19 protein-coding genes are annotated in these 22,823 nt (G+C 73.4%); all 19 read right to left on the reverse strand.

The genetic code is table 11. From position 1 onward, the window contains the following. Nucleotides 1-10: 10 nt before the first annotated feature. Complete coding sequence (locus AB0L06_RS34625) at nucleotides 11-760, reverse strand: response regulator transcription factor (protein WP_500235383.1); 750 nt, start codon at nucleotides 758-760, stop codon at nucleotides 11-13. 85 nt (nucleotides 761-845) lie between these two features. Further along, the gene (locus AB0L06_RS34630) at nucleotides 846-1,676 is read right to left on the reverse strand and encodes an ABC transporter permease subunit (RefSeq protein ID WP_500235384.1); all 831 of its coding nucleotides are present in this window, start codon (nucleotides 1,674-1,676) and stop codon (nucleotides 846-848) included. Further along, on the reverse strand, nucleotides 1,673-2,590 hold the full coding sequence (locus AB0L06_RS34635) for an ATP-binding cassette domain-containing protein (protein WP_500235385.1): 918 nt from the start codon (nucleotides 2,588-2,590) through the stop codon (nucleotides 1,673-1,675). Before AB0L06_RS34635 ends, AB0L06_RS34630 begins: the two co-directional genes overlap by 4 nt. 328 nt (nucleotides 2,591-2,918) lie before the next feature. Then, nucleotides 2,919-4,457, reverse strand: coding sequence for a hypothetical protein (locus AB0L06_RS34640; RefSeq protein WP_500235386.1), 1,539 nt, complete (start codon nucleotides 4,455-4,457; stop codon nucleotides 2,919-2,921). 153 nt (nucleotides 4,458-4,610) lie between these two features. Beyond that, complete coding sequence (locus tag AB0L06_RS34645) at nucleotides 4,611-5,579, reverse strand: DivIVA domain-containing protein (RefSeq protein ID WP_500235387.1); 969 nt, start codon at nucleotides 5,577-5,579, stop codon at nucleotides 4,611-4,613. A 50-nt stretch (nucleotides 5,580-5,629) separates the two neighbouring features. After that, complete coding sequence (locus AB0L06_RS34650) at nucleotides 5,630-5,914, reverse strand: YggT family protein (protein ID WP_122199692.1); 285 nt, start codon at nucleotides 5,912-5,914, stop codon at nucleotides 5,630-5,632. 24 nt (nucleotides 5,915-5,938) lie between these two features. Then, the gene (locus AB0L06_RS34655; RefSeq protein ID WP_500235388.1) at nucleotides 5,939-6,502 is read right to left on the reverse strand and encodes a cell division protein SepF; all 564 of its coding nucleotides are present in this window, start codon (nucleotides 6,500-6,502) and stop codon (nucleotides 5,939-5,941) included. Nucleotides 6,503-6,622: 120 nt separating this feature from the next. Next, on the reverse strand, nucleotides 6,623-7,345 hold the full coding sequence (locus tag AB0L06_RS34660; RefSeq protein ID WP_500235389.1) for a YggS family pyridoxal phosphate-dependent enzyme: 723 nt from the start codon (nucleotides 7,343-7,345) through the stop codon (nucleotides 6,623-6,625). Further along, the gene (gene pgeF / locus AB0L06_RS34665; protein WP_500235390.1) at nucleotides 7,326-8,078 is read right to left on the reverse strand and encodes a peptidoglycan editing factor PgeF; all 753 of its coding nucleotides are present in this window, start codon (nucleotides 8,076-8,078) and stop codon (nucleotides 7,326-7,328) included. Before pgeF ends, AB0L06_RS34660 begins: the two co-directional genes overlap by 20 nt. 11 nt (nucleotides 8,079-8,089) lie before the next feature. Beyond that, nucleotides 8,090-9,619 (reverse strand): cell division protein FtsZ, encoded by a 1,530-nt coding sequence (gene ftsZ / locus AB0L06_RS34670; RefSeq protein WP_500235391.1) that lies wholly within the window; start codon nucleotides 9,617-9,619, stop codon nucleotides 8,090-8,092. A gap of 542 nt (nucleotides 9,620-10,161) precedes the next feature. Then, complete coding sequence (locus tag AB0L06_RS34675) at nucleotides 10,162-10,995, reverse strand: cell division protein FtsQ/DivIB (RefSeq protein WP_500235392.1); 834 nt, start codon at nucleotides 10,993-10,995, stop codon at nucleotides 10,162-10,164. A gap of 76 nt (nucleotides 10,996-11,071) precedes the next feature. Next, a complete protein-coding gene (murC, locus tag AB0L06_RS34680) occupies nucleotides 11,072-12,493 on the reverse strand; it encodes a UDP-N-acetylmuramate--L-alanine ligase (protein ID WP_500235393.1) in 1,422 nt (473 codons plus the stop codon). Continuing rightward, the gene (gene murG / locus AB0L06_RS34685; protein WP_500235394.1) at nucleotides 12,490-13,599 is read right to left on the reverse strand and encodes an undecaprenyldiphospho-muramoylpentapeptide beta-N-acetylglucosaminyltransferase; all 1,110 of its coding nucleotides are present in this window, start codon (nucleotides 13,597-13,599) and stop codon (nucleotides 12,490-12,492) included. The genes murC and murG overlap by 4 nt, the downstream gene beginning before the upstream one ends. A gap of 126 nt (nucleotides 13,600-13,725) precedes the next feature. After that, the gene (gene ftsW, locus AB0L06_RS34690; RefSeq protein WP_500235395.1) at nucleotides 13,726-15,012 is read right to left on the reverse strand and encodes a putative lipid II flippase FtsW; all 1,287 of its coding nucleotides are present in this window, start codon (nucleotides 15,010-15,012) and stop codon (nucleotides 13,726-13,728) included. Further along, nucleotides 15,009-16,406, reverse strand: a complete 1,398-nt coding sequence (gene murD, locus AB0L06_RS34695; RefSeq protein ID WP_500235396.1) for a UDP-N-acetylmuramoyl-L-alanine--D-glutamate ligase — start codon at nucleotides 16,404-16,406, stop codon at nucleotides 15,009-15,011. The genes ftsW and murD overlap by 4 nt, the downstream gene beginning before the upstream one ends. Further along, entirely contained in the window at nucleotides 16,388-17,446 is a 1,059-nt protein-coding gene (gene mraY, locus AB0L06_RS34700; RefSeq protein WP_122199264.1) for a phospho-N-acetylmuramoyl-pentapeptide-transferase, read from the reverse strand. Before mraY ends, murD begins: the two co-directional genes overlap by 19 nt. Beyond that, entirely contained in the window at nucleotides 17,443-18,840 is a 1,398-nt protein-coding gene (locus AB0L06_RS34705) for a UDP-N-acetylmuramoyl-tripeptide--D-alanyl-D-alanine ligase (RefSeq protein ID WP_500235397.1), read from the reverse strand. The genes mraY and AB0L06_RS34705 overlap by 4 nt, the downstream gene beginning before the upstream one ends. Further along, nucleotides 18,837-20,444 (reverse strand): UDP-N-acetylmuramoyl-L-alanyl-D-glutamate--2,6-diaminopimelate ligase, encoded by a 1,608-nt coding sequence (locus tag AB0L06_RS34710; protein ID WP_500235398.1) that lies wholly within the window; start codon nucleotides 20,442-20,444, stop codon nucleotides 18,837-18,839. Before AB0L06_RS34710 ends, AB0L06_RS34705 begins: the two co-directional genes overlap by 4 nt. A 93-nt stretch (nucleotides 20,445-20,537) precedes the next feature. After that, on the reverse strand, nucleotides 20,538-22,256 hold the full coding sequence (locus tag AB0L06_RS34715) for a peptidoglycan D,D-transpeptidase FtsI family protein (RefSeq protein ID WP_500235404.1): 1,719 nt from the start codon (nucleotides 22,254-22,256) through the stop codon (nucleotides 20,538-20,540). Nucleotides 22,257-22,823 lie beyond the last annotated feature (567 nt).

Consider the following 22,823-nt stretch of genomic DNA (forward strand, 5'->3'; position numbering starts at 1 on the left):
GTGGTGCCGGTCATGCGCGTGGGCTGCGCAGGACGTAGCCGACACCGCGGACGGTGTGGATCAGCCTGGGTTCCACGTGGTCCACCTTCCGGCGCAGGTAGCTGATGTAGGACTCGACGATGCCGGGGTCCCCGCCGAAGTCGTAGCGCCACACGTCGTTGAGGATCTTGGTCTTCTCCAGCACCTGGTCCACGTGCTCGGCCAGGTACCTCAGCAGCCGGAACTCGGTCGGCGACAGCTCCACCGGCGACCCGGCGCGGGTCACCAGGAGGGCGCCGACGTCGATCTCCAGGTCGGCGACCGACAGGGTGGCCCCTCCCGGCCGCCCCTGCGCCCGGCGCAGGATCGCCCGGATCCTGGCGATCAGCTCCTCCAGCCGGAAGGGTTTGGTGACGTAGTCGTCGCCACCGATGGACAGGCCGTTCACCTTGTCCTCCGGAGCGTCCCGTGCGGTCAGGAACAGCACGGGGATGTCACGCGAGCCGGACTCCGCGGGCCCGGAGGACTGCCGGCGCAGCCTCCGCAGCATCTCGAAGCCGTCCATGTCGGGCAGCATGACGTCGAGAACGATCAGGTCGGGCCGCTCCCGGAGGGCGATGTCCAGCGCCTCCCCGGCGGTGGCGGCGGACTCCACCTGGAAGCCGGAGAAGCGCAGGCTCGCCGACAGCAGCTCGCGCAGCGTCGGCTCGTCCTCCACCACGAGCAGGACGCCCTGCGCCGACCGTGACCGATCCTGATCGCCGCGCCACTCAGATGCCATTCGCCGGACAACCCCACTTCGCCACTCGCCCCATGTGCCAGGACCCGCACCGGCGCCGTGCCGCCGGGTGCCCTATGGTTCCGGCCTAGACGTCGCGTTTGCGAAAGACGGCGAAAGCCACCGCGACGACCAGGCCGACGAACAGGCACAGCACCCCGAACCCCGCCCAGGGGGCGAGCGTCTCCGGCTGCCGGTGCACCACCATGATCTGGCCGCCCGCGGTCGACGGCCACCACTTGTGCGCGGCGTCCGCCCACCTCGACGGCAGGGCGTTCGCGACCACCGGAATCAGCAGCGTGGTCGACACCAGCACCGCCAGCGCCCCGGCGGTGCTCCGGATCAGGGCGCCGAGCGCCACACCGAGCAGCCCGATGACCGCGAGGTACAGTCCGCAGCCGAACACCGCGCGGAGCACGTGCGGATCACCGAGTCCGACGTGCGGAACGTGACGCGCCGCCAGGACGCGCTGGCCCGCCAGGAACGTCGCGAACCCCACGAGCTGCCCGGTCACCATCGCCACGGCGAAGAAGGCCGCGGCCTTCGAACCCAGCAGCCGCGTCCTGCGCGGCACCGAGACCAGGCTCGTGCGGATCATCCCCGTCGCGTACTCGGAGGTGACGACCAGGACGCCCAGCTGGCCCAGGGCGAGCTGGGCCAGGATGTGGCTCTTGAGGCTGGTGGCCACCGGATCGAACGACGCGCGGACGTCCGCGTCGCCCCCGTCGTAGCCCGCCGCCCCGGCGGCGGTGAACAGCAGCCCGAGCCCGACGCCCAGGCCGATCGTTACGAGCAGGGTGTAGGCGGTGGAGCGCAGCGTGCGGATCTTCAGCCACTCCGAGTGGAGTGCGTCGGCCACCCGGTACGGGCGGAGGGATTCCACGTCGCCCGTACCCGGGATCCTCGTGCTCGCGTTCATCGGGCCGCCCCCTCGGTGACGTCGTACTCGAGGGCGTCCTGCGTGAGCCGCATGAACGCCTCCTCCAACGAGGCGCGCCGCGGGGTCAGCTCGGCGAGGGGAACCTCGCCCACCGCGGCCATCCTGCCGATCTCCAGGCTGTCCATCCCGGACACGATGAGCGCTCCGTCCTCATCCGGACGCACGTCCGCCCCGCCCGTGCGGAGCGTTTCGGCGAACTCCGCCGCGGCCGGGGTACGCACCAGCACCGACCGCTCGGAGCCGGCCTCCACGAAGTCGTCCAGGCCGACATCGGCCACCAGCCTGCCGCGGCCGATCACGATCAGGTGGTCGGCGGTGAGCGCCATCTCGCTCATCAGATGACTCGAGACCAGCACCGTCCGCCCCTCGGCGGCCAGGCGCCTCATCAGCCGCCGGATCCAGCGGATGCCCTCGGGGTCCAGGCCGTTCACCGGCTCGTCGAACATCAGCAGCTCGGGGTCCCCCAGCAGGGCGCCGGCGATGCCGAGGCGCTGGCCCATCCCCAGCGAGAACCCTCCGACGCGCCTCCCGGCCACGTCCCGCAGACCCACCTGCTCGAGCACCTCGTCCACCCGGCGTTCCCGCAGGCCGTTGCTGGCGGCCAGGCACAGCAGGTGGCCGCGGGCCGTGCGGCCCGGGTGCACCGCCCTGGCGTCCAGCAGCGCGCCGAGCGTCCGCATCGGCCGGGGCAGTCGCGCGTACGGCCCGCCCTTGACGGTCGCCTCCCCGGACGTGGGCGTGTCGATGCCCAGGATCATGCGCATCGTCGTCGTCTTCCCCGCCCCGTTGGGTCCCAGGAGGCCGGTCACGACCCCCGGCTTCACCGTGAAGGTCAGATCCTCCACGGCGACCTTGTCCCCGTACCGCTTGGTCAGCCGATCCACCTTGATCATCCACAGACCCCCTGGCAACGGCCGCTCTCCGCGGCCCACGATGTCGTCACACGCACACCGTGCCGACCCGAGGTCGCGCCCTCCTGGGAGCTTTCTGGGAGCCTCCTGGACAACCCCCCTCCGGCACGCCACTCCGCGCACCCGGTAGCAGCGAGAACAGGCCCGGCCCCCGACCGCACCCCGGCGAACACCCAGAAACCTCCCAGCAAACGCCAAGGTCCGCGTCCGGGCCGAGACCACTCACCCGAACTCCCGGAACGGAAACGACAAAAGAGCGGCCGCCCTGTGTCAGGGCGGCCGCTCTTCGTCGCTTCAGGCGGGTGACGCGTCAGTCGCGGGCGTGCTCGCGGTCGGGCTGGCAGACCAGGCACGGCGTGCAGCCGCGCTCCTTGGCCTCGCTGCGCGGCAGGGACTCCAGGTCCTCGGCGTCGTCGCCGATGTCCTCGATCAGCGCGCAGTCGGGGCGGTGGTAGCGCTTGGTGCCGCTGAGGATGCGCACCTGCGGCTCCTCCTCGTCGGCGGGCTCCTCGGCGGACGACTCGGCGTCCTCGGCCTCGGCCTCGTCGGACTCGGCGGCGGCGGGCTCGGCCTCGACCTCGGTCTTCGCGTCCGCCCGCGGCTTCTCGTCCGCCTCGGGCTCGGCGTCCTCGGGCTCCGCCTTGGCCTCGGCCTCGGCGTCCTCGTCCTGCTCGGACGCCTCGTCCTCGTCGGAGGACTCACGCGGACGCGGCGGAGCGGCGGCCACCGCGACGGACTCCTCCTCGGACTCCGCCGGCTGCTCGGGCTCGGCCTTCTCCTCCACGGGCTCCTCGACGGGAGCCGCAGACGCCTGCTCGGCGACCGTGGCCACCGGAGCGTCCACCGCCTCCGGCTCGGGCGCCACGTCCGTGCTGGCGGCCTCTGAGGGCTCCTCGGCGACCTCGTCCCGCTCCACCTCGACGGCCTCGGGCTCCGGCTCGGGCTCGGGCTCGGGCTCGGGCTCGGGCTCGGGCTCGGGCTCGATCGTCGGGATGGGGATGTCCATCAGCGTGGGCCCGGCCGGCGAAACCTTCTCGGGCTCGGGCTCGGGCGCCGGGTCGGTCACCGGGATGTCGGGAAGCGTCACGTCGCCCCGGCCGGACGCGGCGGACGGAGCGCTCGTGGCCGGAGTCGGCCACGCGGACGGCACCGACGGGGAGCCGGACGCGGGAAGCGGGGTCGGAGCGGGCGGCGCGGGAGGAGCGGCCGGGGACGCGGCGGACGCCACGGGACCGCGTGAAGCGGAACCGGACGGCGCGTCACCCTGCTCGCCGGATCGCCCGGCGATGGTCGGAACTCCGACGGAGACCGAGGCCCGCGCGGCCAGCGCGGTGTCGGGGAGGCAGGCGGTGCAGGGACTGAAGCCCTCTTCTCGCGCCTCCGCGTAGGTCAGCTCCTCGGTGTCGCGACCGGCGAGCTGACGGCAGGTGTCCAGGTGGTAGCGCTTGCGGCCGCGCACGACGAAGACGATCGCGTCGTCCGGAACGTCCGCGGGCTGCGGCGGAATCGCGACCTCGTCGTCCTGGTCGCCGTCGCCGGCGTTCTGCGCGGCGCCCGGCGCTGCGGCCTGGCCCGCGGTCCTGCCCGAGGTCTTGCCCTTCTTGGCCTTGGCGGCCTTGCGGTCGCGGCGGGGGGACGCCGCGGCACCGCCCCCGAAGATCTCCTTGCGGCGGAGGAACACCCCGATGAGCAGGCAGAGCGCCGACACCAGGCTGACCGCGATGGACGTGTAGATCACCACGATGGCGTCCACACCGAACACCTGCGCGCTGTCGCCGTTGCCCGCGACGATTCCCGCCACCAGCAGGGCGATCGCCACCACCACGAGTACGCCACTCAGGATGATCACAGGGTCTCTCTCTTCCCTACGGGCCGCGCCCCGGGCCGCGGAAAGGCCCGGCGGACACCGCCGATGTGCCCGGATACGCCGACGCCGCCGGGATGGCCCACGGCCATCCGCGGCGCGGCGATCGACAAGACACTATCGCCTGCGGGACAGGCGTCAGCGCCTCTCGTGCGGCGGGTTGTCGCCGGTGTGGAAGGCCCCGGTCGCCGAGTGCTGCACCTGCTGGGTGTGCTGAGGGGCGTCGGGGGTGCCGAAGGGGGAGGTCCCGGCCGGGGAGGCGACGCCGGAGGGCGCGCCGTTGCGCTGGTCGGCCGCGGGGGCGGCGATGGGCTGCGGACCGGTCTGCGCGGGGCCGACCGCGGGGTTCGGGAACGCGCCGGCCTCGGCGGACCCGGCCTCCAGGTCGCGCAGCTGGCCCTCCAGGTACACCTTCAGGCGGCTGCGGTACTCGCGCTCGAACGCGCGCAGGTTGTCGACCTCGCGCTCGAGCTCCTCGCGCTGCTGCACGAGGGAGCCCATGACCTGGCGGTGCCGCTCCTGGGCGTCCCGGTCCAGGGCCTCGGCGCGGGAGCGCGCCTCGGAGACGATCTGGTCGGCCTGGCGGCGCGCCTTGCCGAGGATCTCCTCGGCCTCGCGGCGGGCGCGGCCCAGCGTCTCGTCGGCCTCGCGGCGGGCGTCGGCGATGGCCTGGTCCGCGGTCTGCTGCGCGAGCGCCAGCACGCGGGCCGCGGTGTCCATGTTGTCCTCGCCGGACGGCTGGCCCATGCCGAGGCCGCCGAGCTGGCCGCCGCCCAGCTGCGGTCCGCCCAGCTGCTGCCCGCCCATGCCACCGAGCTGCGCCGGCTCGGGCTCGGGCTGGTGCTGCTGGATCGGCTCCGGTCGCGGCGGCTCGGGGATCTTGGTGACGTCCGGCTTGGGTTCGACGATGGGCGCGGCCATGGCGGGAACCTTGCCGCGCAGGCACTCGGCCAGCTTCGCGCGGAGCTCCTCGTTCTCCTGGATGAGGCGGTCGAGCTCGGCCTCGACCTCGTCGAGGAAGGCGTCCACCTCCTCCTCGTCGTACCCCGGCCTGAGCCTGGTGGTACTGAACTGCTTGTTCCGCACATCTGCGGGTGTCAGCGGCATGTTCGTCTCCTTGGCGCGCTTGGAGTCTGTCCGGTAAGGACGGTATCTGATCAGAGCATCTGCACGAAGATGATCAAGACCCAGACCACAAGGAAGAGGAATGTGAAGCTGAGGTCCAGTGCCACGTTACCCAGCCGTACGGGTGGGATGAAACGCCGGAGGAGTTTCAGCGGCGGGTCGGTGACGGTGTAGACGGTCTCGGCTATGACCAGGACCACCCCCGTCGGCCGCCACTCCCGGGCGAACGACCGAAGGACTTCGAGCACCAGCCTCCCGATGAGGAACAGGAGGAACAGGTACAGGACGTATTGCAGGATCAGTCCAACGATATGCACGGACGCTCTCTCGTTCTCGGCTGCTCAGCTCTGGTTGAAGAACCCTCGTTCCGCCATCCGGGCCTTGTCCTCCGCCGTCACCTCCACGTTGGCGGGTGACAGGAGGAACACCTTGTTCGTAACACGCTCGATGCTGCCGTGCAGGCCGAACACCAGACCTGCCGCGAAGTCGACCAGGCGCTTGGCGTCACTGTCGACCATCTCGGTCAGGTTCATGATGACCGGCGTGCCCTCACGGAAGTGCTCCCCGATGGTCCTGGCTTCGTTGTAGGTCCTCGGGTGCAGCGTAGTGATGCGCGCAAGGTCGGTCGCGGCGGAGGACTCGTAGAGCGCCACCGAACGCCGGTCCGGGGCCGCCGCGACGAGATCGCGTTCACGGTCCGCCGCCTCGTCGGCTCGGGTAGGCTGAACGCCCGCCTCGTCCTCGCGGTGGCCCCCGCGCCGACCCGGGACCGGGTCGGTCTCGTCGTCGTAGACCTCGTACTCGTCATAGTCGTCGTACTTGTCGTACTTGCTGAACTTCTCGTCGTAGCGGTCGTCCTCCACAAGGCCGAGGTAGACCGCCATCTTGCGCATCGCGCTGGCCATACGCCCCTCCGTCGTCCTGTGGCCGCGGCACCGGCGCCCCCTGCCGGGCCTGGCGCCGCCGTCGGACTCTTCCGCCTGCCTGTGGAAACCGCCGTCCTGACGGCCACCACTGGGGGGACATTACCTGACGATTGCGCTTCGGCCGCCGAGCAACGCCGTACCGACACGCACGTGTGTCGCGCCACACGTGATCGCCGCTTCCAGGTCACCGCTCATCCCCGCCGACATGATCGTGGCACCCGGGTGTGACAGTCGCACCTCATTTGCCAGGCGCGCCAAGCGCTCGAACGCGGGCCGCGGCTCCTCTCCGAGAGGGGCGACCGCCATCACTCCGCCCAGCTCGAGGCCCTCGGCCGCAGCGATCTGGTCGGCGAGGGCGGGCGCGTCCGCCGGGGCCGCGCCGCCGCGCCCCTCCTTCTCGTCCAGGGAGACCTGCACCAGGCAGCGCAGCGTCCGGCCCTCGGCGAGGGCGGCCTGGGAGAGGGCCCGGACGAGCCGGGCCCGGTCGACGGACTGGACGACGCCCGCGTAGGACGCCACCGACTTGACCTTGTTCGTCTGGAGCTGACCGACGAAGTGCCAGGTCAGGGGAAGGTCGGCGCAGTCGGCCGCCTTGGGCGCGGCCTCCTGGTCGCGGTTCTCGGCGACCTGGGTGAGGCCGAGTCCGGCCAGCAGCCGCACGTCGGCCGCGGGGAAGGTCTTGGTCACCGCGACGAGCGTCACGTCCTCGGTGGCCCGTCCCGCGGCGGCGCAGGCGGCGGCGATCCGCTCCCGCACCTCCGCGAGGTTGGCCGCCAGCTCCTCCCGGCGGGCCGTGGGCCCGCTAGAGGTGTTCGGGGTCATCGCTCAGGTCGTCCTTCAGCCATACGAACCCGGCGAAGCGGCCGGTCTGGCCGTCCCGCCGGTAAGAGAAGAGGTCAGGGGTCTCGATGGTGCAGCGGGGGTCGACGTCGACGCCGGTCACGCCCTGCCCGGCGAGCTGCTCGACGATGCCGGCCCGGATGTCGAGTCCGGGCGTCCCGGCACGGGTGGTCGCGTACGCCGCGGGCACCCGGGCGGCGACCTCGGCGCGCATGTCCTCGGGCACCTCGTAGCAGGAGCCGCAGGCGGCGGGCCCGATCGCGCCGGTGATCCGGCCGGGCTCGGCGCCGTGCTCGCGCATCCGGGCGACCAGCGCGGGAACGACCCCGGCGAGGGTGCCGGGGCGTCCGGAGTGCGCGGCGCCGACGACGCCCGCGACCGGGTCGGCCAGCAGCACCGGGGCGCAGTCGGCGACCAGGACGGCCAGGACGAGGCCGGGGACCGTGGTGACGATGCCGTCGACGGCGTCGTCCAGGTCGTCGGGGGTCTTGACGAACGCGACGTCCGCTCCGTGGACCTGCCACATCCAGACGGTGCGGCCGGCCTCGACGCCGAGGGCGGCGGCGGCGCGCTCGCGGTTGGCGCGGACGGCGGACGGGTCGTCGCCGACCGCGCCACCGAGGTTCAGACCCGCGAACGGCGCGGGGCTCACGCCGCCACCGCGGCCGGTGAACGCCGCGCCGACACCGGCGCCGAGGGGGATTTCGCTGATCACGGAGGGGGCGGTCACTTCAGGAAGTCGGGAACGTCGAGGTCGTCCTCGTCCTCCTCGAACACGACCCGCCGGTTGCGGGACGGCGCGGGGGCGTTGCCGGACTCACCGGCGTGCACCCGGGAGGGGGCGGGCTCGGGACGCGGCGCGGGGGCGCGCCCGCCCTCGGAGGCGGACTCGCCACGACGCTCGTCGCGGTCGGCGGGACCGCCGGACGCGCCGGACCCGGCCGGGCCGGGCCCGGTGGGGGCGGGCGGGGCCGGGGCCGGGACGGGACGCTCCGGCACCGGCGCGGGGGCCGGAACCGGGGCGGCGGCGGCCTGCGCGACCGTCGTGTGCGTGGGCGCGTGCGCCGGCGGCTGGTGCTGCGGGCCGGACGGCTGGTGCCGCTCGGGCCGGTCGAGCTGCGGCGCGCCCGGACCCTGCTGGCCCGGCTGGGCCAGCCCGGTCGCGGGCTCGGCGGTGCGGCCGACGCGGCTCGGGATCGGGTTGGCGGGCGGCTGCGGCGCGGGCGCCTGCCGGTCGGACGGGTTGGGGGTGTTCTGCCGGGCCGGAGGAACCCGCCGTGCGTCAGCCTCCGGCGCCGGCCTGGTAGGGCGGCCCTCGTCGAACCCCGCGGCGATCACGGTGACCCGGACCTCGTCGCCCAGCGCGTCGTCGATGACCGCGCCGAAGATGATGTTGGCGTCCGGCGCGGCCGCGTTGGACACCAGCTGCGCCGCCTCGTTGATCTCGAACAGGCCGAGGTCGGAGCCGCCGGAGATGGACAGCAGCACGCCGTGCGCGCCGTCGATGCTGGCCTCCAGCAGCGGGCTGGAGATGGCCATCTCGGCCGCGGCCACGCTGCGGTCGTCGCCGCGCGCCGAGCCGATGCCCATCAGGGCGGAGCCCGCGCCGGACATGACCGACTTGACGTCGGCGAAGTCCAGGTTGATCAGGCCGGGGGTGGTGATCAGGTCGGTTATGCCCTGAACACCGGAGAGGAGCACCTGGTCCGCGGCCTTGAACGCGTCCAGCACGCTGACCTGCCGGTCGCTGATCGACAGCAGCCGGTCGTTGGGAATGACGATGAGGGTGTCGACCTCGTCCCGGAGTGTCTCTATTCCGGCTTCCGCCTGCATCGCGCGGCGCTTGCCCTCGAACGAGAACGGCCGGGTGACCACGCCGATGGTGAGCGCGCCGAGGGAGCGGGCGATGTTCGCCACGACGGGCGCGCCGCCGGTGCCGGTGCCGCCGCCCTCCCCCGCGGTGACGAAGACCATGTCGGCGCCCTTGAGCACCTCCTCGATCTCCTCGCGGTGGTCCTCGGCGGCCTTGCGGCCGACGTCGGGGTTGGCCCCCGCGCCGAGGCCACGGGTGAGCTCGCGGCCCACATCGAGCTTGACGTCGGCGTCACTCATCAGCAGCGCCTGGGCGTCCGTGTTGATCGCGATGAACTCGACGCCCTTGAGTCCCTCCTCGATCATCCGGTTGACGGCGTTGACGCCGCCGCCGCCGATGCCGACGACCTTGATGACCGCGAGGTAGTTCTGCGGTGCTGCCACGACGAGGGGCCTTTCCGCTCGCTTATCTAATCGAGTCGCGGGCGAGGACCGGACCGGGTTCCGAACCCGGTTCAACCCTCACCCTCAACTTGAGGCTTACAGTTATGTCAACCTGATGACTGATACGGACAGTAGGGCGGGCTAACGGCCAGGGTCAACTAACCTCCCGCCAACCGCCCCGGCGTGTCGCGTGCGCGGACTTGGCGAGACTTGCCCTGGTTGGTACGGCCCGCCTCCGGGCCCCGCCACCGGGCCCGGTCTCCGAGCCGCCGCCCGGCCACGCCCGGGTCCGGTCCAAGCTTCCCCCATCAGGACGCCCGAAGCGCTCCGACACACGGGAACCGCGCGTTCCCGCGGCACGACCGGGCGTGACCTGGGACGGGACCGGTGGACGGCGGACGAGGCGTCCGACGCCGGTCAGGGGCGCGCCCTCCCCCGCCCGGACGGGACGATCTTCGTCCGGAGAACGTGATCATCACCACGCCGGGCCAGGGCGTGTCCCAGCGTCGGCGCCCGTGGCGAGCGGCGACTTCGAGACCGCCCTAGTGCGTGGTGACCACCTCGGGCGAGCTGACGTCGATCGTGTTCGCGGACCGTCCGGCGGGCGAGCGGCGCAGCGCGTCGATCAGGCGCAGCTTCTCCGGCGTCCGCTCGTCCGAGCCCCAGACGACCGTAAGGCCGTCCGCCAGGCGCAGCGTCACCGCCTCCGGCGAGACCGCCGTCACCTCGGCCAGCTTCCGCCGCAGCGCGGCCGGCAACCGCTCGATCACGCGCAGCGCCGCCAGGCCGGACGGGTCGGACGGCCCCGGCGCGGACACCGACAGCAGCGGCAGCCCGGCCGGACGCGTCGTCCCGTCGGTGACCGTGACCCCGGACGCGTCGAGCAGGTAGTACCGGCCGTCCCGGTCGACCACGGCGCGCGGCGTCCGCTCGGTGACCACGATCCGGATCGTCCCGGGCCAGTGGCGTTCGACCTTCGCCGACGCCACCTCGCGCAGCCGCTGGACGCGGGCGCGGACGGAGCCGGTGTCGAGCCGGGCCATGGGCGAGCCGAGCGAGATCCCGGCCGCGCCCTCGATCCGGTCGCGCGGCGCGTAGTGGTTCCCGGACACCTCCACGTGCCGGACGACCAGCAGCTTCGAGCCGAGCAGCACCCATCCGGACGCGCCGAGCACGCCCACGACCAGCAGCGTGACGAACGCGGCCTTCCACCGGTTCGGACGGCGCCGCGCAGGCGGACGCCGGACCGGCGGACGGGCCGGGGCACGCCCGGAGGCGGGCTCGCCGGAATCCGGTCGCCCGTCCTCGTCCCGCGTCTCTCCTCGCGTGTGTCCTCCGCCGTGCACCGCGCGCCGCCTCGTCCCAGCCTCGGTCATGCCCTCCAGGATGACCGCCGGCCGCCCGGAAGCCACGCCTCCACGCCGCGCCGCCGATCCCCCGGGCCGCCGGTGGTCAGGCTCCCGCCAGGCGTTCCAGGATCACCGGGCCGAGCCTGGTCACATCGCCCGCGCCCAGCGTGATCACGATGTCGCCCGGCCGGGCGAGCCCGGCCACGACGTCCGGGACCTCGTCGAACACCGGCGCGTACACCGTCTCGGTGCCCTCTGGGACGCGATCCGCGATCAGCCGTCCGGTGACGCCGGGCTCCGGGTCCTCGCGCGCGCCGTAGACGTCCAGGACGACCGCGACGTCGGCCAGACCCAGGGCCTCGCCGAACTCGGCGGCGAAGAACCGGGTGCGGCTGTACAGGTGCGGCTGGAAGACCGCGACGATGCGTCCCGCGCCGTCCCGGCCGTCCAGGTAGTCGCGGGTCGCCGACAGATCGGCGGTCAGCTCGGTCGGGTGGTGGGCGTAGCTGTCGAACACCTCGGCGCCCGCCGCCTCGCCCTTGCGCTCCAGCCGGCGCATCGCGCCGCCGAACCCGCGCAGCCCCTCGCGGACGGTCTTCAGGTCGAGGCCGAGCGCGTGCGCGACCGCGACGACCGCGCCCGCGTTGAGGGAGTTGTGCCGTCCGGGGACGTTCAGGACGACCTCGCCGAGCCCGTCCGCCTCACCCTCGATCGTGAAGCGCGACCCGAGGCCCTGCGGGGTGAAGCCGGTGACGCGCAGGTCGGCGTCACCCGCCTCGCCGTAGGTCAGGACGCGCAGCCCGCGCGCCCGCGCGAGGTCGGCGAGCTCGCGCGCGACCGGGTCGTCGGCTCCGGCGACCAGCGCGCCGCCCTCCTCGACCCGTCCGACGAACTTCGCGAACAGCTCCTTGACCTGCTCGAACCCGCCGTAGTTGTCCAGGTGGTCGGCCTCGACGTTGGTCACGACCGCGACGTTCGGCGTGTACATGAGGAACGAGCCGTCGCTCTCGTCGGCCTCGGCGACGAAGACCTCGCCGGTGCCCTCGTCCGCGCCGAGCCCGGTCGTGACCAGCTGCCCGCCGATGCAGTAGGACGGGTCGGCCCCCGCGTGCTGCAGGGCGACCGTCATCATCGACGTGGTCGTGGTCTTGCCGTGCGTCCCGGCGACGGCGACCGCGCGGCGGTCGGCCATCAGCGAGGCGAGGGCCGCCGACCGGTGCAGGACGCGCAGGCCCCGCGCGCGGGCCGCGGCGAGTTCGGGGTTGCTCTCCCGGATCGCCGAGGAGACCACGACGGTCTCGGCGTCCCCCAGGTGGGACGCGTCGTGCCCGACGAACACCTTCGCGCCGAGCCCGGCGAGCTGCCCGAGCAGCTCGGAGTCCTTGGCGTCGCTGCCGGAGACGGTGATGCCGCGCTTCAGCATGATCCGGGCGATGCCCGACATCCCGGCGCCGCCGATGGCGATGAAGTGGACGCGGCCGAGCTCGCCGGCCGGGACCACCGCGGACGGGTCGACCAGGCTCATCGGCCCTGCTCCTGCTGCTGCTGGGCGGCGCGGACGACGTCGTAGACCATCCGGGCGAGCGCCACGTCGGCGTCCCGGCGGCCCATCCGTCCCGCGGCCTCGGACATGTTCGCCACCCGGGCCGGGTCGCGCAGGATCGGGATCAGGTGACCGGCGATCCACTCGGGGCTGAGCTCGGCGTCGTCCACCAGCAGGCCGCCGCCGTTCTGCACGATCGGCTCGGCGTTCAGCCGCTGCTCGCCGTTGCCGATCGGCAGCGGCACGTACACCCCGGGCAGCGCCACGGCCGACAGCTCGGCGCAGGTCATCGCGCCCGCCCGGCACATAGCCATGTCGGCGGCGGCGTAGGCGAGGTCCATCCGGTCGCAGTAGGGGATGGTCACGTACTGCGGGCCGCCGGACGGGGCGGGGTCGGGCACCTCGGTGTTCTTCGGGCCGACGATGTGCAGCACCTGGATCCCGGCCGCGCGGAACGCGGGCGCGGCCGCGACCGCGTTCCGGTTCAGGGACCGGGCGCCCTGCGACCCGCCGAAGATCAGCAGGGTGGGCAGCTCGGGCAGCAGGCCGAAGTAGGAGCGGGCCTTGTCGCCCATCGCCATCCGGTCCAGGTTGGCGATGTCGCGGCGCAGCGGGATGCCGACGAACTTGGCGTTCGGCAGCGGCGAGTCGTGGTGCGAGACGGCGACGTGGTCGGTGAACCGCGAGCCGAGCTTGTTGGCCAGGCCGGGCTTGGGGTTCGCCTCGTGCACGATGATCGGCACCTTGCGCTTGCGCGCGGCCAGGTAGCCGGGGGTGGCGACGTACCCGCCGAAGCCGACCAGCACGTCCGCGCGCATCTGGTCCAGGACGCCGGCGGCGGTGTTGATCGCGCCGCGCAGCCGGCCGGGGACCGACAGCAGCTGCGGGGTCAGCGTGCGGGGCAGCGGCACCGGGGGGATCAGGGCGAGCTCGTAGCCGCGCTGCGGGACCAGCCGGGTCTCCAGGCCGCGCTCGGTGCCGAGGCAGACGATCCCGGTGTTCGGGTCGTGGCGGCGCAGCGCGTCGGCGAGGGCCAGGGCGGGCTCGATGTGTCCGGCGGTGCCGCCGCCGGCCAGGACAACCCTCATGCTCGTTGACAACTCCTCAGCGTGTCCTCAGCGGGTTCGGTGCGCGGGTGCGGACGTCGTTCGGACGGGGCGACCCCCGCCCCCGTCCGGTGCTCGGTCCGATGGCCCTTCCGGCGCTCGTCCGGGTCAGGACCCCCGCGGTCCGAGTCCTAGCCAGCTTAGAGCCCGGGACAGCGGTCCGGGGCCGCGTGCGGCGAGCGCCTGCCTCGCACCGGGCTCCCGCTTGGCGAACGCGAGCAGCATGCCGAGCGCGATCAGCGTGGGGATGAGGGCCGATCCACCGTAGGAGACCAGCGGCAACGGGATGCCTGTGATGGGAAGCACACCGATGACCGCGCCGATGTTCACGATGGCCTGGACCACCAGCCAGGCCGTCGCGCCGGCCGCGGCGAGCCGGGTGAACGGGTCCTTCACGCGCCGCGCGATGCGCAGCCCGGCGTAGGCGAGCAGCCCGAACAGGCCGAGCACCACCAGCGTCCCGACCAGCCCGAACTCCTCGCCGATGATCGCGAAGATGAAGTCGGTCTCGGCGTGCGGCAGGAAGTCCCACTTGGCCCGCCCCTCCCCCAGCCCGGTGCCGGTCAGGCCGCCGGACGAGAGCGCGTACAGGCCCTGGGTGCCCTGGTAGTTGAAGGTGAGCTGGTTGCCGGACTGGTCCAGGAATCCGGTGAGCCGCTGCATCCGGTACGGCTCGACCACGATGAGGATCGACACCAGCAGGCCGACCAGCCCGGCGATGCCGACGAACAGCCGGCCGGGCGCGCCGACCACCCACAGCAGCGCCAGGAAGATCGTCAGCAGGACCAGCGTCGTCCCGAGGTCGTCGCCGAGCATGACCATCAGCACCAGCAGGCCCGCGCCGGGCAGCAGCGGCATCAGCAGCGGCCGCCACTCGGTGAGCTGGCCGAGCTTCTCCTTGCGGGCGAGCATGTCGGCGCCCCACAGCACCAGGGCGAGCTTGGCGGGCTCGGACGGCTGGATCTGGACCGGCCCGAGGCTGATCCAGCGGGTCGCCCCGCCCGCCGCGCGGCCGAGGCCCGGCACCAGCACCAGGGCGAGCGCCGCGACCGACAGCAGCAGCATCGGGAACGCCAGCGCCCGGAACGCCTTCAGCGGCAGCCGGGACGCCGCCCACATGCCGGGCAGCCCGATCGCCATCCAGATGGCCTGCTTCTGCACCAGCGTGTACGCCGAGCCGGTCTCCTGGAGCTGCTTGACGCTGGACGCCGACAGCACCATGGTCAGGCCCAGCGCCAGCAGCATCACCGAGCAGCCGAGCACCAGGTAGTACGAGGTGAGCGGGCGGTCCAGCAGCCCGACGGCGGCGGCGACCTGCTCGCGCGGCCGGGGCCGCGCCGGACGGTCGCCGCCGGCCTTCGCCTGGTCCCGCTCCGCCGCGGGGGCCGCGCTCATGCCCGCGCGACGAGCCGCCGGACCGCTTCGGCGAACGCGTCGCCGCGCGCGCCGTAACTGGTGAACATGTCGAAGGAGGCCCCGGCCGGGGCGAGCAGCACGGTGTCGCCGGACTGCGCGAGCTCGGCGGCGTGGGTCACGACTCGGTCCATCGCCCCAGTGTCGGTGTCCGGAACGTCCACCACGGGGACATCCGGCGCGTGTCGCGCGAGAGCCTCGGCGATCCGCGCCCGGTCCCGGCCGATCAGCACCACCGCGCGCAGCCGGTCCGCGCAGGACGCGACCAGGTCGTCCACGTCGGCGCCCTTGAGCAGGCCCCCGGCGATCCACACCGCGGACCGGCAGGACGCCAGCGAGGACGCGGCGGCGTGCGGGTTGGTGGCCTTGGAGTCGTCCACGTAGTCGACGCCGTCCACGTTCGCGACGTGCGCGATGCGGTGCGGGTCGGGCACGAAGGCCCGCAGGCCCTCCCGGACGGCCTCGGGCGGCACGCCGAAGGCGCGGGCCAGGGCCGCCGCCGCGAGGGCGTTGGCGACGTTGTGCGGCGCGAACGGCTTGACGTCGTGGAGCTCGGCGAGCTCGGCGGCGGTCGTGCGCGGGTCGTCCACGAACGCCCGGTCGACGAGCAGGTCCTCGACGACGCCGAGCTGCCCCGGCGCCGGGACGTCCAGGGTGAACCCCTTGGCGTCCTCGGGCCCGAGCCGCGTCGACACCGGGTCGTCGGCGTTGACGACCCCAACACCGCCCGGGGCGAAGATCTTGCGCTTGTCCTCGGCGTACGCCTCGAACGAGCCGTGCCAGTCGATGTGGTCGGGCGCGACGTTCAGCACCGCCGCGGCCAGCGGCCGGACGCTGGACGACCAGTGCAGCTGGTAGCTGGACAGCTCCACGGCCAGCACGTCGTGCTTCTCCAGCACCGCCTCGACGATCGGGGTTCCGACGTTCCCCACCGCGACCGCGTCGTGCCCGGCCGCGGTGAGGATGCACGTCAGCATCCGGACGCAGGTGGTCTTGCCGTTGGTGCCGGTGAGGGCGAGCCAGGGGGCCGCGTCCGCCGGACGCAGCCGCCACGCGAGCTCGACCTCGCCGTAGATCTCGATCCCGGCGGACGCGGCGGCCGCCAGCAGCGGCACGTCCGGCTTCCAGCCGGGCGAGGTGACGACGAGGTCGGTCCCCTCGGGCAGGGTGTCGCCGTCCCCGAGCCGCACGGTCACGCCGTGCCTCTCGAGGTCGGCCCCCTGCTCGCGGGACGCGTCGTCGTCGCGGGCGTCCACGATCGTCACGTGCGCGCCGCGCTCGGCCAGCACCCGCGCCGCGGCCCGCCCGGAGATCCCGAGCCCGGCGACGACGACCCGCCGTCCTTCGTAGGACTCGGTCACTTCTTCGGCATCCATTCCAGGTAGAACAGGCCGAGCCCGATCGCGGTGAACAACGCCGACATCAGCCAGAACCGCACGACGATCGTCGTCTCCGCCCACCCCGACAGCTCGAAGTGGTGCTGGAGGGGCGCCATCTTGAACACCCGTTTCTTGGTCATCTTGAACCCGCCGACCTGGATGATCACCGACAGGGTGATCATCACGATCAGGCCGCACAGCACGCCCAGCAGGAACTGGGTGCGGGTGAGGATCGCCAGGCCGACCAGGACGCCGCCGAGGGCGAGCGAACCGGTGTCTCCCATGAAGACCTTCGCCGGGGGCGCGTTCCACCACAGGAAGCCGAACACGCCGCCGAGCACCGCCGCCGCGACGACCGCGAGGTCGAGCGGGTCGCGGACGTTGTAGCAGTTCGGCGCCAGCGCGAACTCGCAGGAGTTGCGCAGCTGCCAGTTGCCGATCAGCACGTAGGCGGCCAGCACCATGGCGCACGGGCCGGCGGCGAGGCCGTCCAGTCCGTCGGTGAGGTTCACGCCGTTGGACGTCGCGGCGATCAGCAGCAGCGCCCAGATCACGAACGGGATCGCACCGATCGCCGGCCCGAAGTCGCGCAGGAACGACAGGTGCGCGTCGGCGGGCGTGACGTCCAGGTGGTTCGGGAAGTTCAGCGACCCGACCGCGAAGACCACGCCGACCAGGATGATGCCGATCATCTTGGCGCCCGAGCGCAGGCCGAGGCTGCGCTGCTTGAACACCTTGATGTAGTCGTCCACGAAGCCGACCGCGCCGAGCCCGGTCATCAGGAACAGCACCAGGCCGCCCGAGACCGTCGGGCTGGTGCCCGTCAGCAGGTGCGCCGCGCCGTACCCGACGAGCGACCCGAGGACGAAGACCGTGCCGCCCATCGTGGGCGTGCCGCGCTTCTTCAGGTGGGCCTCCGGGCCCTCCTGCCGGATCATCTGGCCGTAGCCGAGCCGGTTCACGATCCGGATCCACACCGGCGTGCCGACCATGCCGAACAGCAGGGCGACCCCTGCGGCGATGATGATGTTGGTCATGCCCGGGCACCCCCCGAGAGCAGCGCCTCGGCGACCCGCTCCAGGCCCGTCACACGGGAGCCCTTCACCAGTACGACGTCCTGCGGCGCAAGCCGCTCGCTGAGCGCGGAAACCGCCGCGCCGACGTCATCCACCTGTACCAACTCTCCCGTCCATGCCGCCACCTGGGCGGCCCCTTCGGCCACCGCGGCCGCGGCGTCCCCGACGACCACGAGGCCGGCGACGCCGCTGCGCGCGACATGCTGCCCGATCTTGACGTGTTCCGCGACCGAGGTGTCGCCGAGCTCGGCCATCTCGCCCAGGACCGCGAAGGCCCGGCGGCCGCGCGCGAGGTGCGTGAGCACGTCCAAAGCGGCGCGGGTCGACTCCGGGTTGGCGTTGTACGCGTCGTTGATCACCGTCACGCCGTCGGCGCGCTCGGTGACCTCCATCCGCCAGCGGCTGCGCGGCCCGGCCGCCGACAGCGCGTCCGCGACGTCCTCGACGGCCATCCCGGCGGCGCGGGCGACCGCGGCTGCGGCCAGCGCGTTCGGGACCATGTGCGCGCCCGCCAGGCGCAGCGCCACCGGCGCCCTGCCCTCGGGCGTGACCAGCGTGAACCGCGGGCGGCCTGCGTCGTCGAGCGTCTCGTCCTCGGCCCGGACGAGCGCGTCCGCGCCCCGGCCGAAGGTGACCACCGTCGCGCCGGTGCGGGACGCCATCGCCGCCACGAGCGGGTCGTCGGCGTTCAGGACGGCCGTGCCGTCCGCGGGCAGCGCCTCGACCAGCTCGCCCTTCGCCTGCGCGACGGCGGCCTGGCTGCCGAACTCGCCCAGGTGCGCGGACCCGACGTTCAGCACGACGCCGATCCGCGGCCGGGCGATCCCGCACAGGTAGGCGATGTGGCCGATGCCACGCGCGCCCATCTCCAGCACCAGGTGCCGGGTGTCCTCGTCGGCGCGCAGCGCGGTCAGCGGCAGGCCGATCTCGTTGTTGAACGACCCGACCGGCGCGATCGTCGGCCCGGACCGCTCGATCAGCTGGGCGATCAGGTCCTTGGTGGACGTCTTGCCCGCCGAACCGGTGATCCCGGTCACCACGGCGTCCGGCAGCTCGGCCAGCACGCCGCTCGCGAGCAGCCCGAGCGCCTCCTGGACGTCCGGCACCACCACGGCCGGCCCGTCCACCGGGCGGGCCGCCAGGACGGCGCTCGCGCCCCCGGCCAGCGCCGCCGGGGCGAAGTCGTGCCCGTCGGCCCGCTCGCCCGGCAGCGCCACGAACAGCGCCCCGGGCCCGGCCTCCCGGGAGTCGATCACCACGGGCCCGCGCACCACCGGCTCCGACCCGTCCGGCGGAAGGCCGGTCACGACGCCGCGGGTGAGCCCGGCGATCCTCGACAGCGGAAGTGGGATCACGCCTGCGTTCCGTCCCCTCTCACGTCCTGTCCGTTCGACGCGCCGGTCCCCGCCGGGGTTCGCCCGGCGGCGTCGCGGTCGCGGTCCCGCGCGCGGTCCTGCTGGGCGCGGATCGCTGCGCGGACGACCTGGCGGTCGTCGAACGGGTGTACCTCACCGGCCACGTACTGGCCCTGCTCGTGGCCCTTGCCCGCGACGACCACGACGTCGCCGCGACGGGCCCGGCCCATCGCCAGCGCGATGGCGGCCGCGCGGTCGGGCTCGACCACGATGTGCGCGCGCTCGGACCGCGGGACCTTGAGCCCGCCCTCGACCATAGCGGCGAGGATGCCCAGGGGGTCCTCCGACCTCGGGTTGTCATTGGTGAAATACGCCATGTCGGCCAGCCGCGCGGCGGCCTCGCCCATCAGCGGGCGCTTCCCGCGGTCCCGGTCGCCGCCGCAGCCGAGCACGATCGTCAGCCGGCCCTCGGTGACCTCGCGCAGGGACGTCAGCACCGCCTCGACCGCGCCGGGTTTGTGCGAGTAGTCCACCAGCGCGACGTACTCCTGGCCCTCGTCCACGCGCTCCAGGCGGCCGGGGACGCCGGTCAGCGAGCCGACCCCGCGCACCGCCACCGGCAGCGTGATCCCGGCCTCCACGAGCGCCACGATCGCCCCGAGGGCGTTCGCCACGTTGAACGGGCCGGGCAGCTGCACCGACGCGTCCGCCTCGATGCCGCCCGGGCCGAGGACGCGGAAGACGCTGCCGTCCGCGCCGATCCGCACGTCCACCGCCCGCCAGTCGGCCTCCGGGTCGCCGGACGCCGAGAACGTCGTGGTCGGGACGGTCGCGATCGACAGCAGCTCGCGGCCGTGCTCGTCGTCCAGGTTCACCACGCCGACCCGGCTGTACCCCGGCGTGAACAGCTTCGCCTTCGCCAGGAAGTAGTCCCGCATCGTCGGGTGGTAGTCCAGGTGGTCCTGGGACAGGTTGTTGAAGATCGCGACGTCGTACCGGGCGCCGCCGACCCGGACCTGCTCCAGCGCGTGGCTGGACACCTCCATCGCCGCCGCGCCGACGCCGTGCTCGCGCATCATCGCGAACAGCGCGTGCAGGTCGGTCGACTCGGGCGTGGTCAGCTCGCCGGGGACGGTCTCGTCCCCGACCCGGATCTCCACCCCGCCGACCAGGCCGGTCTTGGTCCCGGCGGCGCGCAGGCCCGCGTCCAGCAGGAACGTCGTGGTGGTCTTGCCGCTGGTGCCGGTCACGCCGATCAGCGTCAGGTCCTCGACCGGGTCGCCGTAGACCCAGGAGGCCGCCGTGCCGAGCACCGCGCGCGGGTCGTCCACGACCAGGACGGGCAGCCCGGCCGCCCCGGCCCGCTCGAGGCCCGCCGGGTCCGTCAGGATCGCCGTGGCGCCCTTCTCGGCGGCCTGGACGGCGAACTGCGCGCCGTGGACGCGCGCGCCCGGCAGCGCCGCGTACACGTCGCCGGGCAGCACCGCGCGCGAGTCGTGCGTGATCCCCGAGACGGTCACCCCGGACCACTCGTCCGCGGCCGGAAGGCCCAACGTCGACGCGAGGCCGGTCAGCGGACGGGCCGGGTTGGAGGTCGGGCGCATGGCGTGTCTTTCGGTGCGGGCCGGAGCCGGAGGTGTGCGGAGATGCGGGGTCAATGGTGCGGAGGTCACGGCGGGTCAGGGTACTCGCTGCGCTCAGTCGCCGGCGTAGATCTTGACGGACGGGGCCCGGCTTCCGCTCGGCGGGATCTTGCGGGTCTGCAGGGCGAAGTCCATCACGTCCTTGAACACCGGCGCCGCGACATCGCCGCCGAAGTAGCTGCCGCGGGTCGGGTGCTGGAGCACGACCTGGACGACCAGCTGCGGCGCGTCGGCCGGCGCGAACCCGGCGAACGAGGCGGTGTAGCCGCCGTCCTCGTAGGTGCCGGTGCTCGGGTTGACGATCTGCGCGGTGCCGGTCTTGCCCGCCACCCGGTAGCCCGGGATCTGCGCCTTCGGAGCGGTGCCCTCCTTGGTGGTGACGCCCTCCAGCATGTCGCGGATCTCCTGCGCCGTCCGCTGGCTGATCACCCGCTTCTGCGCGGGCGCGGGCGCCGGGGCGAACGAGCCGTCCTCGCCGGTGGTGCCGGCGACCAGGGTCGGCGCGACCCGGACGCCGCCGTTGGCGATCGTCGAGTAGACGCTCGCCATCTGCAGCGCGTTCACCGACAGTGACTGGCCGAACGCGATCGGATACCGGTCGGTGCCCGACCACTGCTTCGGCGGACGCAGCTGCCCCGGGGTCTCGGCGGGCAGCCCGACCGCGGTCTTCGACCCGAACCCGAAGTCGCGCAGGAACTTGTAGAGCGTGTCCTGGTCGATGTGCTCGCTGGCGAGGATCGTCCCGACGTTGCTGGACTTGGCGAGCACCCCGGCGAAGGTCAGGTTCTCGATGCCGTGCGGCTCGGAGTCATGGAACGTCCGGTCGTACTTGCGGACGCTGTACGGCACCCGGAACGTCGTCTGAGGGGTCACCCCGCCGCGCTCCAGCACCGCGGCCGCGGTGATGACCTTGCCCGTGCTGCCCGGCTCGTAGGCCTCCTGGACGAGCGGGCTCCCCCACCGGCGCCAGTTGGACTTGCCGTAGTCGTTCGGATCGTAGCCGGGCGCGGACGCCATCGCGAGCAGCTGGCCGTTGCGCGGATCCATCACGATCACGCTGCCGCTGCGCGCGCCGGTCTCCTTCACCCGCGCCTCGATCGCCTGCTGCGCCTTGTACTGGACGTCGCGCATCAGGGTCAGCCGGACACCCCTGCCGGGCACCGGCGGGCGCTTCTGGTCCTCGCCCATCGGGATGTGCTGGCCGTCTGGGCTGATCTCGATGCGCTGCCATCCGGCGCGTCCGGCGAGCTGCTTGTTCAGCGAGTACTCCAGGCCCGCGCCGCCGCGCCCCTCGGCGTTCACGAACCCGATCACCCCCGCCGCGAGCGAGTCGTTCGGGTACTGGCGCCGGTACTCCGGATAGGTGCCGATGCCGAGGAACTTCATCCCCATCACCAGGCGCGCCTGATCCGGGCGGACGCCGTGGGCGAGCACCTCGTACCGGCTGTTCGGCCGGGACATCCGCTTCAGGACGGCGGCCTGGTCGAGACCGAGCATCGGCGCCAGCGTGCCCGCGATCTGCTGCCGCTTCTCCGGCTTGATCACGCTCGGGTCGGCGTAGATCAGCCGCGCCTCGACCGTCATCGCGAGCGCGTTGCCCTGCGCGTCGGTGATGTCGCCGCGGACGGCGGGCAGGTCGATCTTGCGGAGCCGCTGCTCCAGCGCCCGCGCGGTGTAGTGGCCCGACTCGATGGTCTGGAGCTGGACGAGCCGCCCCGCGAACAGCGACAGCACGAACGCGACCACGAGCAGGCCCGCGTTCAGCCGCTTCATCGGGTCGCGGCGCCGGAACGGCACCCGGATCCGGCGGCGCGGCGGCCTGCGCGGCGGTCCGCCGCGTCCCCTGGCCCCGCCACCGGGCCTCGGCCGGTGCGGCCCCGGCTTCGTGCGCCCCGCCCCGGACTGACCCGTCCGGTTGCTTCCGGACGCGCGCGTGCGCCCGCCGTCGCTCGTGCGCACGCGTCCCTCGGACGCGCCCTTGCGCCCGTCGGACGCGCCCTTGCGACCGCCGCCGGCACTCGAACCGGCCTTCCGGCCGCTGCCCGTGCTCGAACCGCTCTTGCGGCCGCCGCTCGTGCCCGTGCCGGAACGTCCGTTGGTCGTGCGGGAACTCTCGCGACCGTGCGCCGGGCCGTCCTTGCCCTCGCGCGCGCGTGAGGAGCCGTCCTTCGCCTTCCCGGAACGGGACGAGGGATCGGTGTCGCCCCGGCCTTGAGAGGGCTTGCCGTCCTTCTTGGGACCGTCTTTGCGCTGCGGGGGGACCATGCCGTTACGGGCCGGGGGGGGGGGGGGGGGGCGGCCCCGCCCCCCCCGGGGGGGGGGGGAGGGGTTTGGTGAGGG

Source organism: Spirillospora sp. NPDC052269, assembly GCF_040679435.1.
Lineage (GTDB): Bacteria > Actinomycetota > Actinomycetes > Streptosporangiales > Streptosporangiaceae > Spirillospora.

Coding starts and splice junctions, on each gene's coding strand:
- AB0L06_RS34625 (WP_500235383.1), bottom strand. CDS start 760: ATGGCATCTGAGTGGCGCGGCGATCAGGATCGGTCACGGTCGGCGCAG.
- AB0L06_RS34630 (WP_500235384.1), bottom strand. CDS start 1,676: ATGAACGCGAGCACGAGGATCCCGGGTACGGGCGACGTGGAATCCCTC.
- AB0L06_RS34635 (WP_500235385.1), bottom strand. CDS start 2,590: ATGATCAAGGTGGATCGGCTGACCAAGCGGTACGGGGACAAGGTCGCC.
- AB0L06_RS34645 (WP_500235387.1), bottom strand. CDS start 5,579: ATGCCGCTGACACCCGCAGATGTGCGGAACAAGCAGTTCAGTACCACC.
- AB0L06_RS34655 (WP_500235388.1), bottom strand. CDS start 6,502: ATGGCCAGCGCGATGCGCAAGATGGCGGTCTACCTCGGCCTTGTGGAG.
- AB0L06_RS34660 (WP_500235389.1), bottom strand. CDS start 7,345: ATGACCCCGAACACCTCTAGCGGGCCCACGGCCCGCCGGGAGGAGCTG.
- AB0L06_RS34675 (WP_500235392.1), bottom strand. CDS start 10,995: ATGACCGAGGCTGGGACGAGGCGGCGCGCGGTGCACGGCGGAGGACAC.
- murC (WP_500235393.1), bottom strand. CDS start 12,493: ATGAGCCTGGTCGACCCGTCCGCGGTGGTCCCGGCCGGCGAGCTCGGC.
- murG (WP_500235394.1), bottom strand. CDS start 13,599: ATGAGGGTTGTCCTGGCCGGCGGCGGCACCGCCGGACACATCGAGCCC.
- ftsW (WP_500235395.1), bottom strand. CDS start 15,012: ATGAGCGCGGCCCCCGCGGCGGAGCGGGACCAGGCGAAGGCCGGCGGC.
- murD (WP_500235396.1), bottom strand. CDS start 16,406: ATGGATGCCGAAGAAGTGACCGAGTCCTACGAAGGACGGCGGGTCGTC.
- mraY (WP_122199264.1), bottom strand. CDS start 17,446: ATGACCAACATCATCATCGCCGCAGGGGTCGCCCTGCTGTTCGGCATG.
- AB0L06_RS34710 (WP_500235398.1), bottom strand. CDS start 20,444: ATGCGCCCGACCTCCAACCCGGCCCGTCCGCTGACCGGCCTCGCGTCG.
- AB0L06_RS34715 (WP_500235404.1), bottom strand. CDS start 22,256: ATGAAGCGGCTGAACGCGGGCCTGCTCGTGGTCGCGTTCGTGCTGTCG.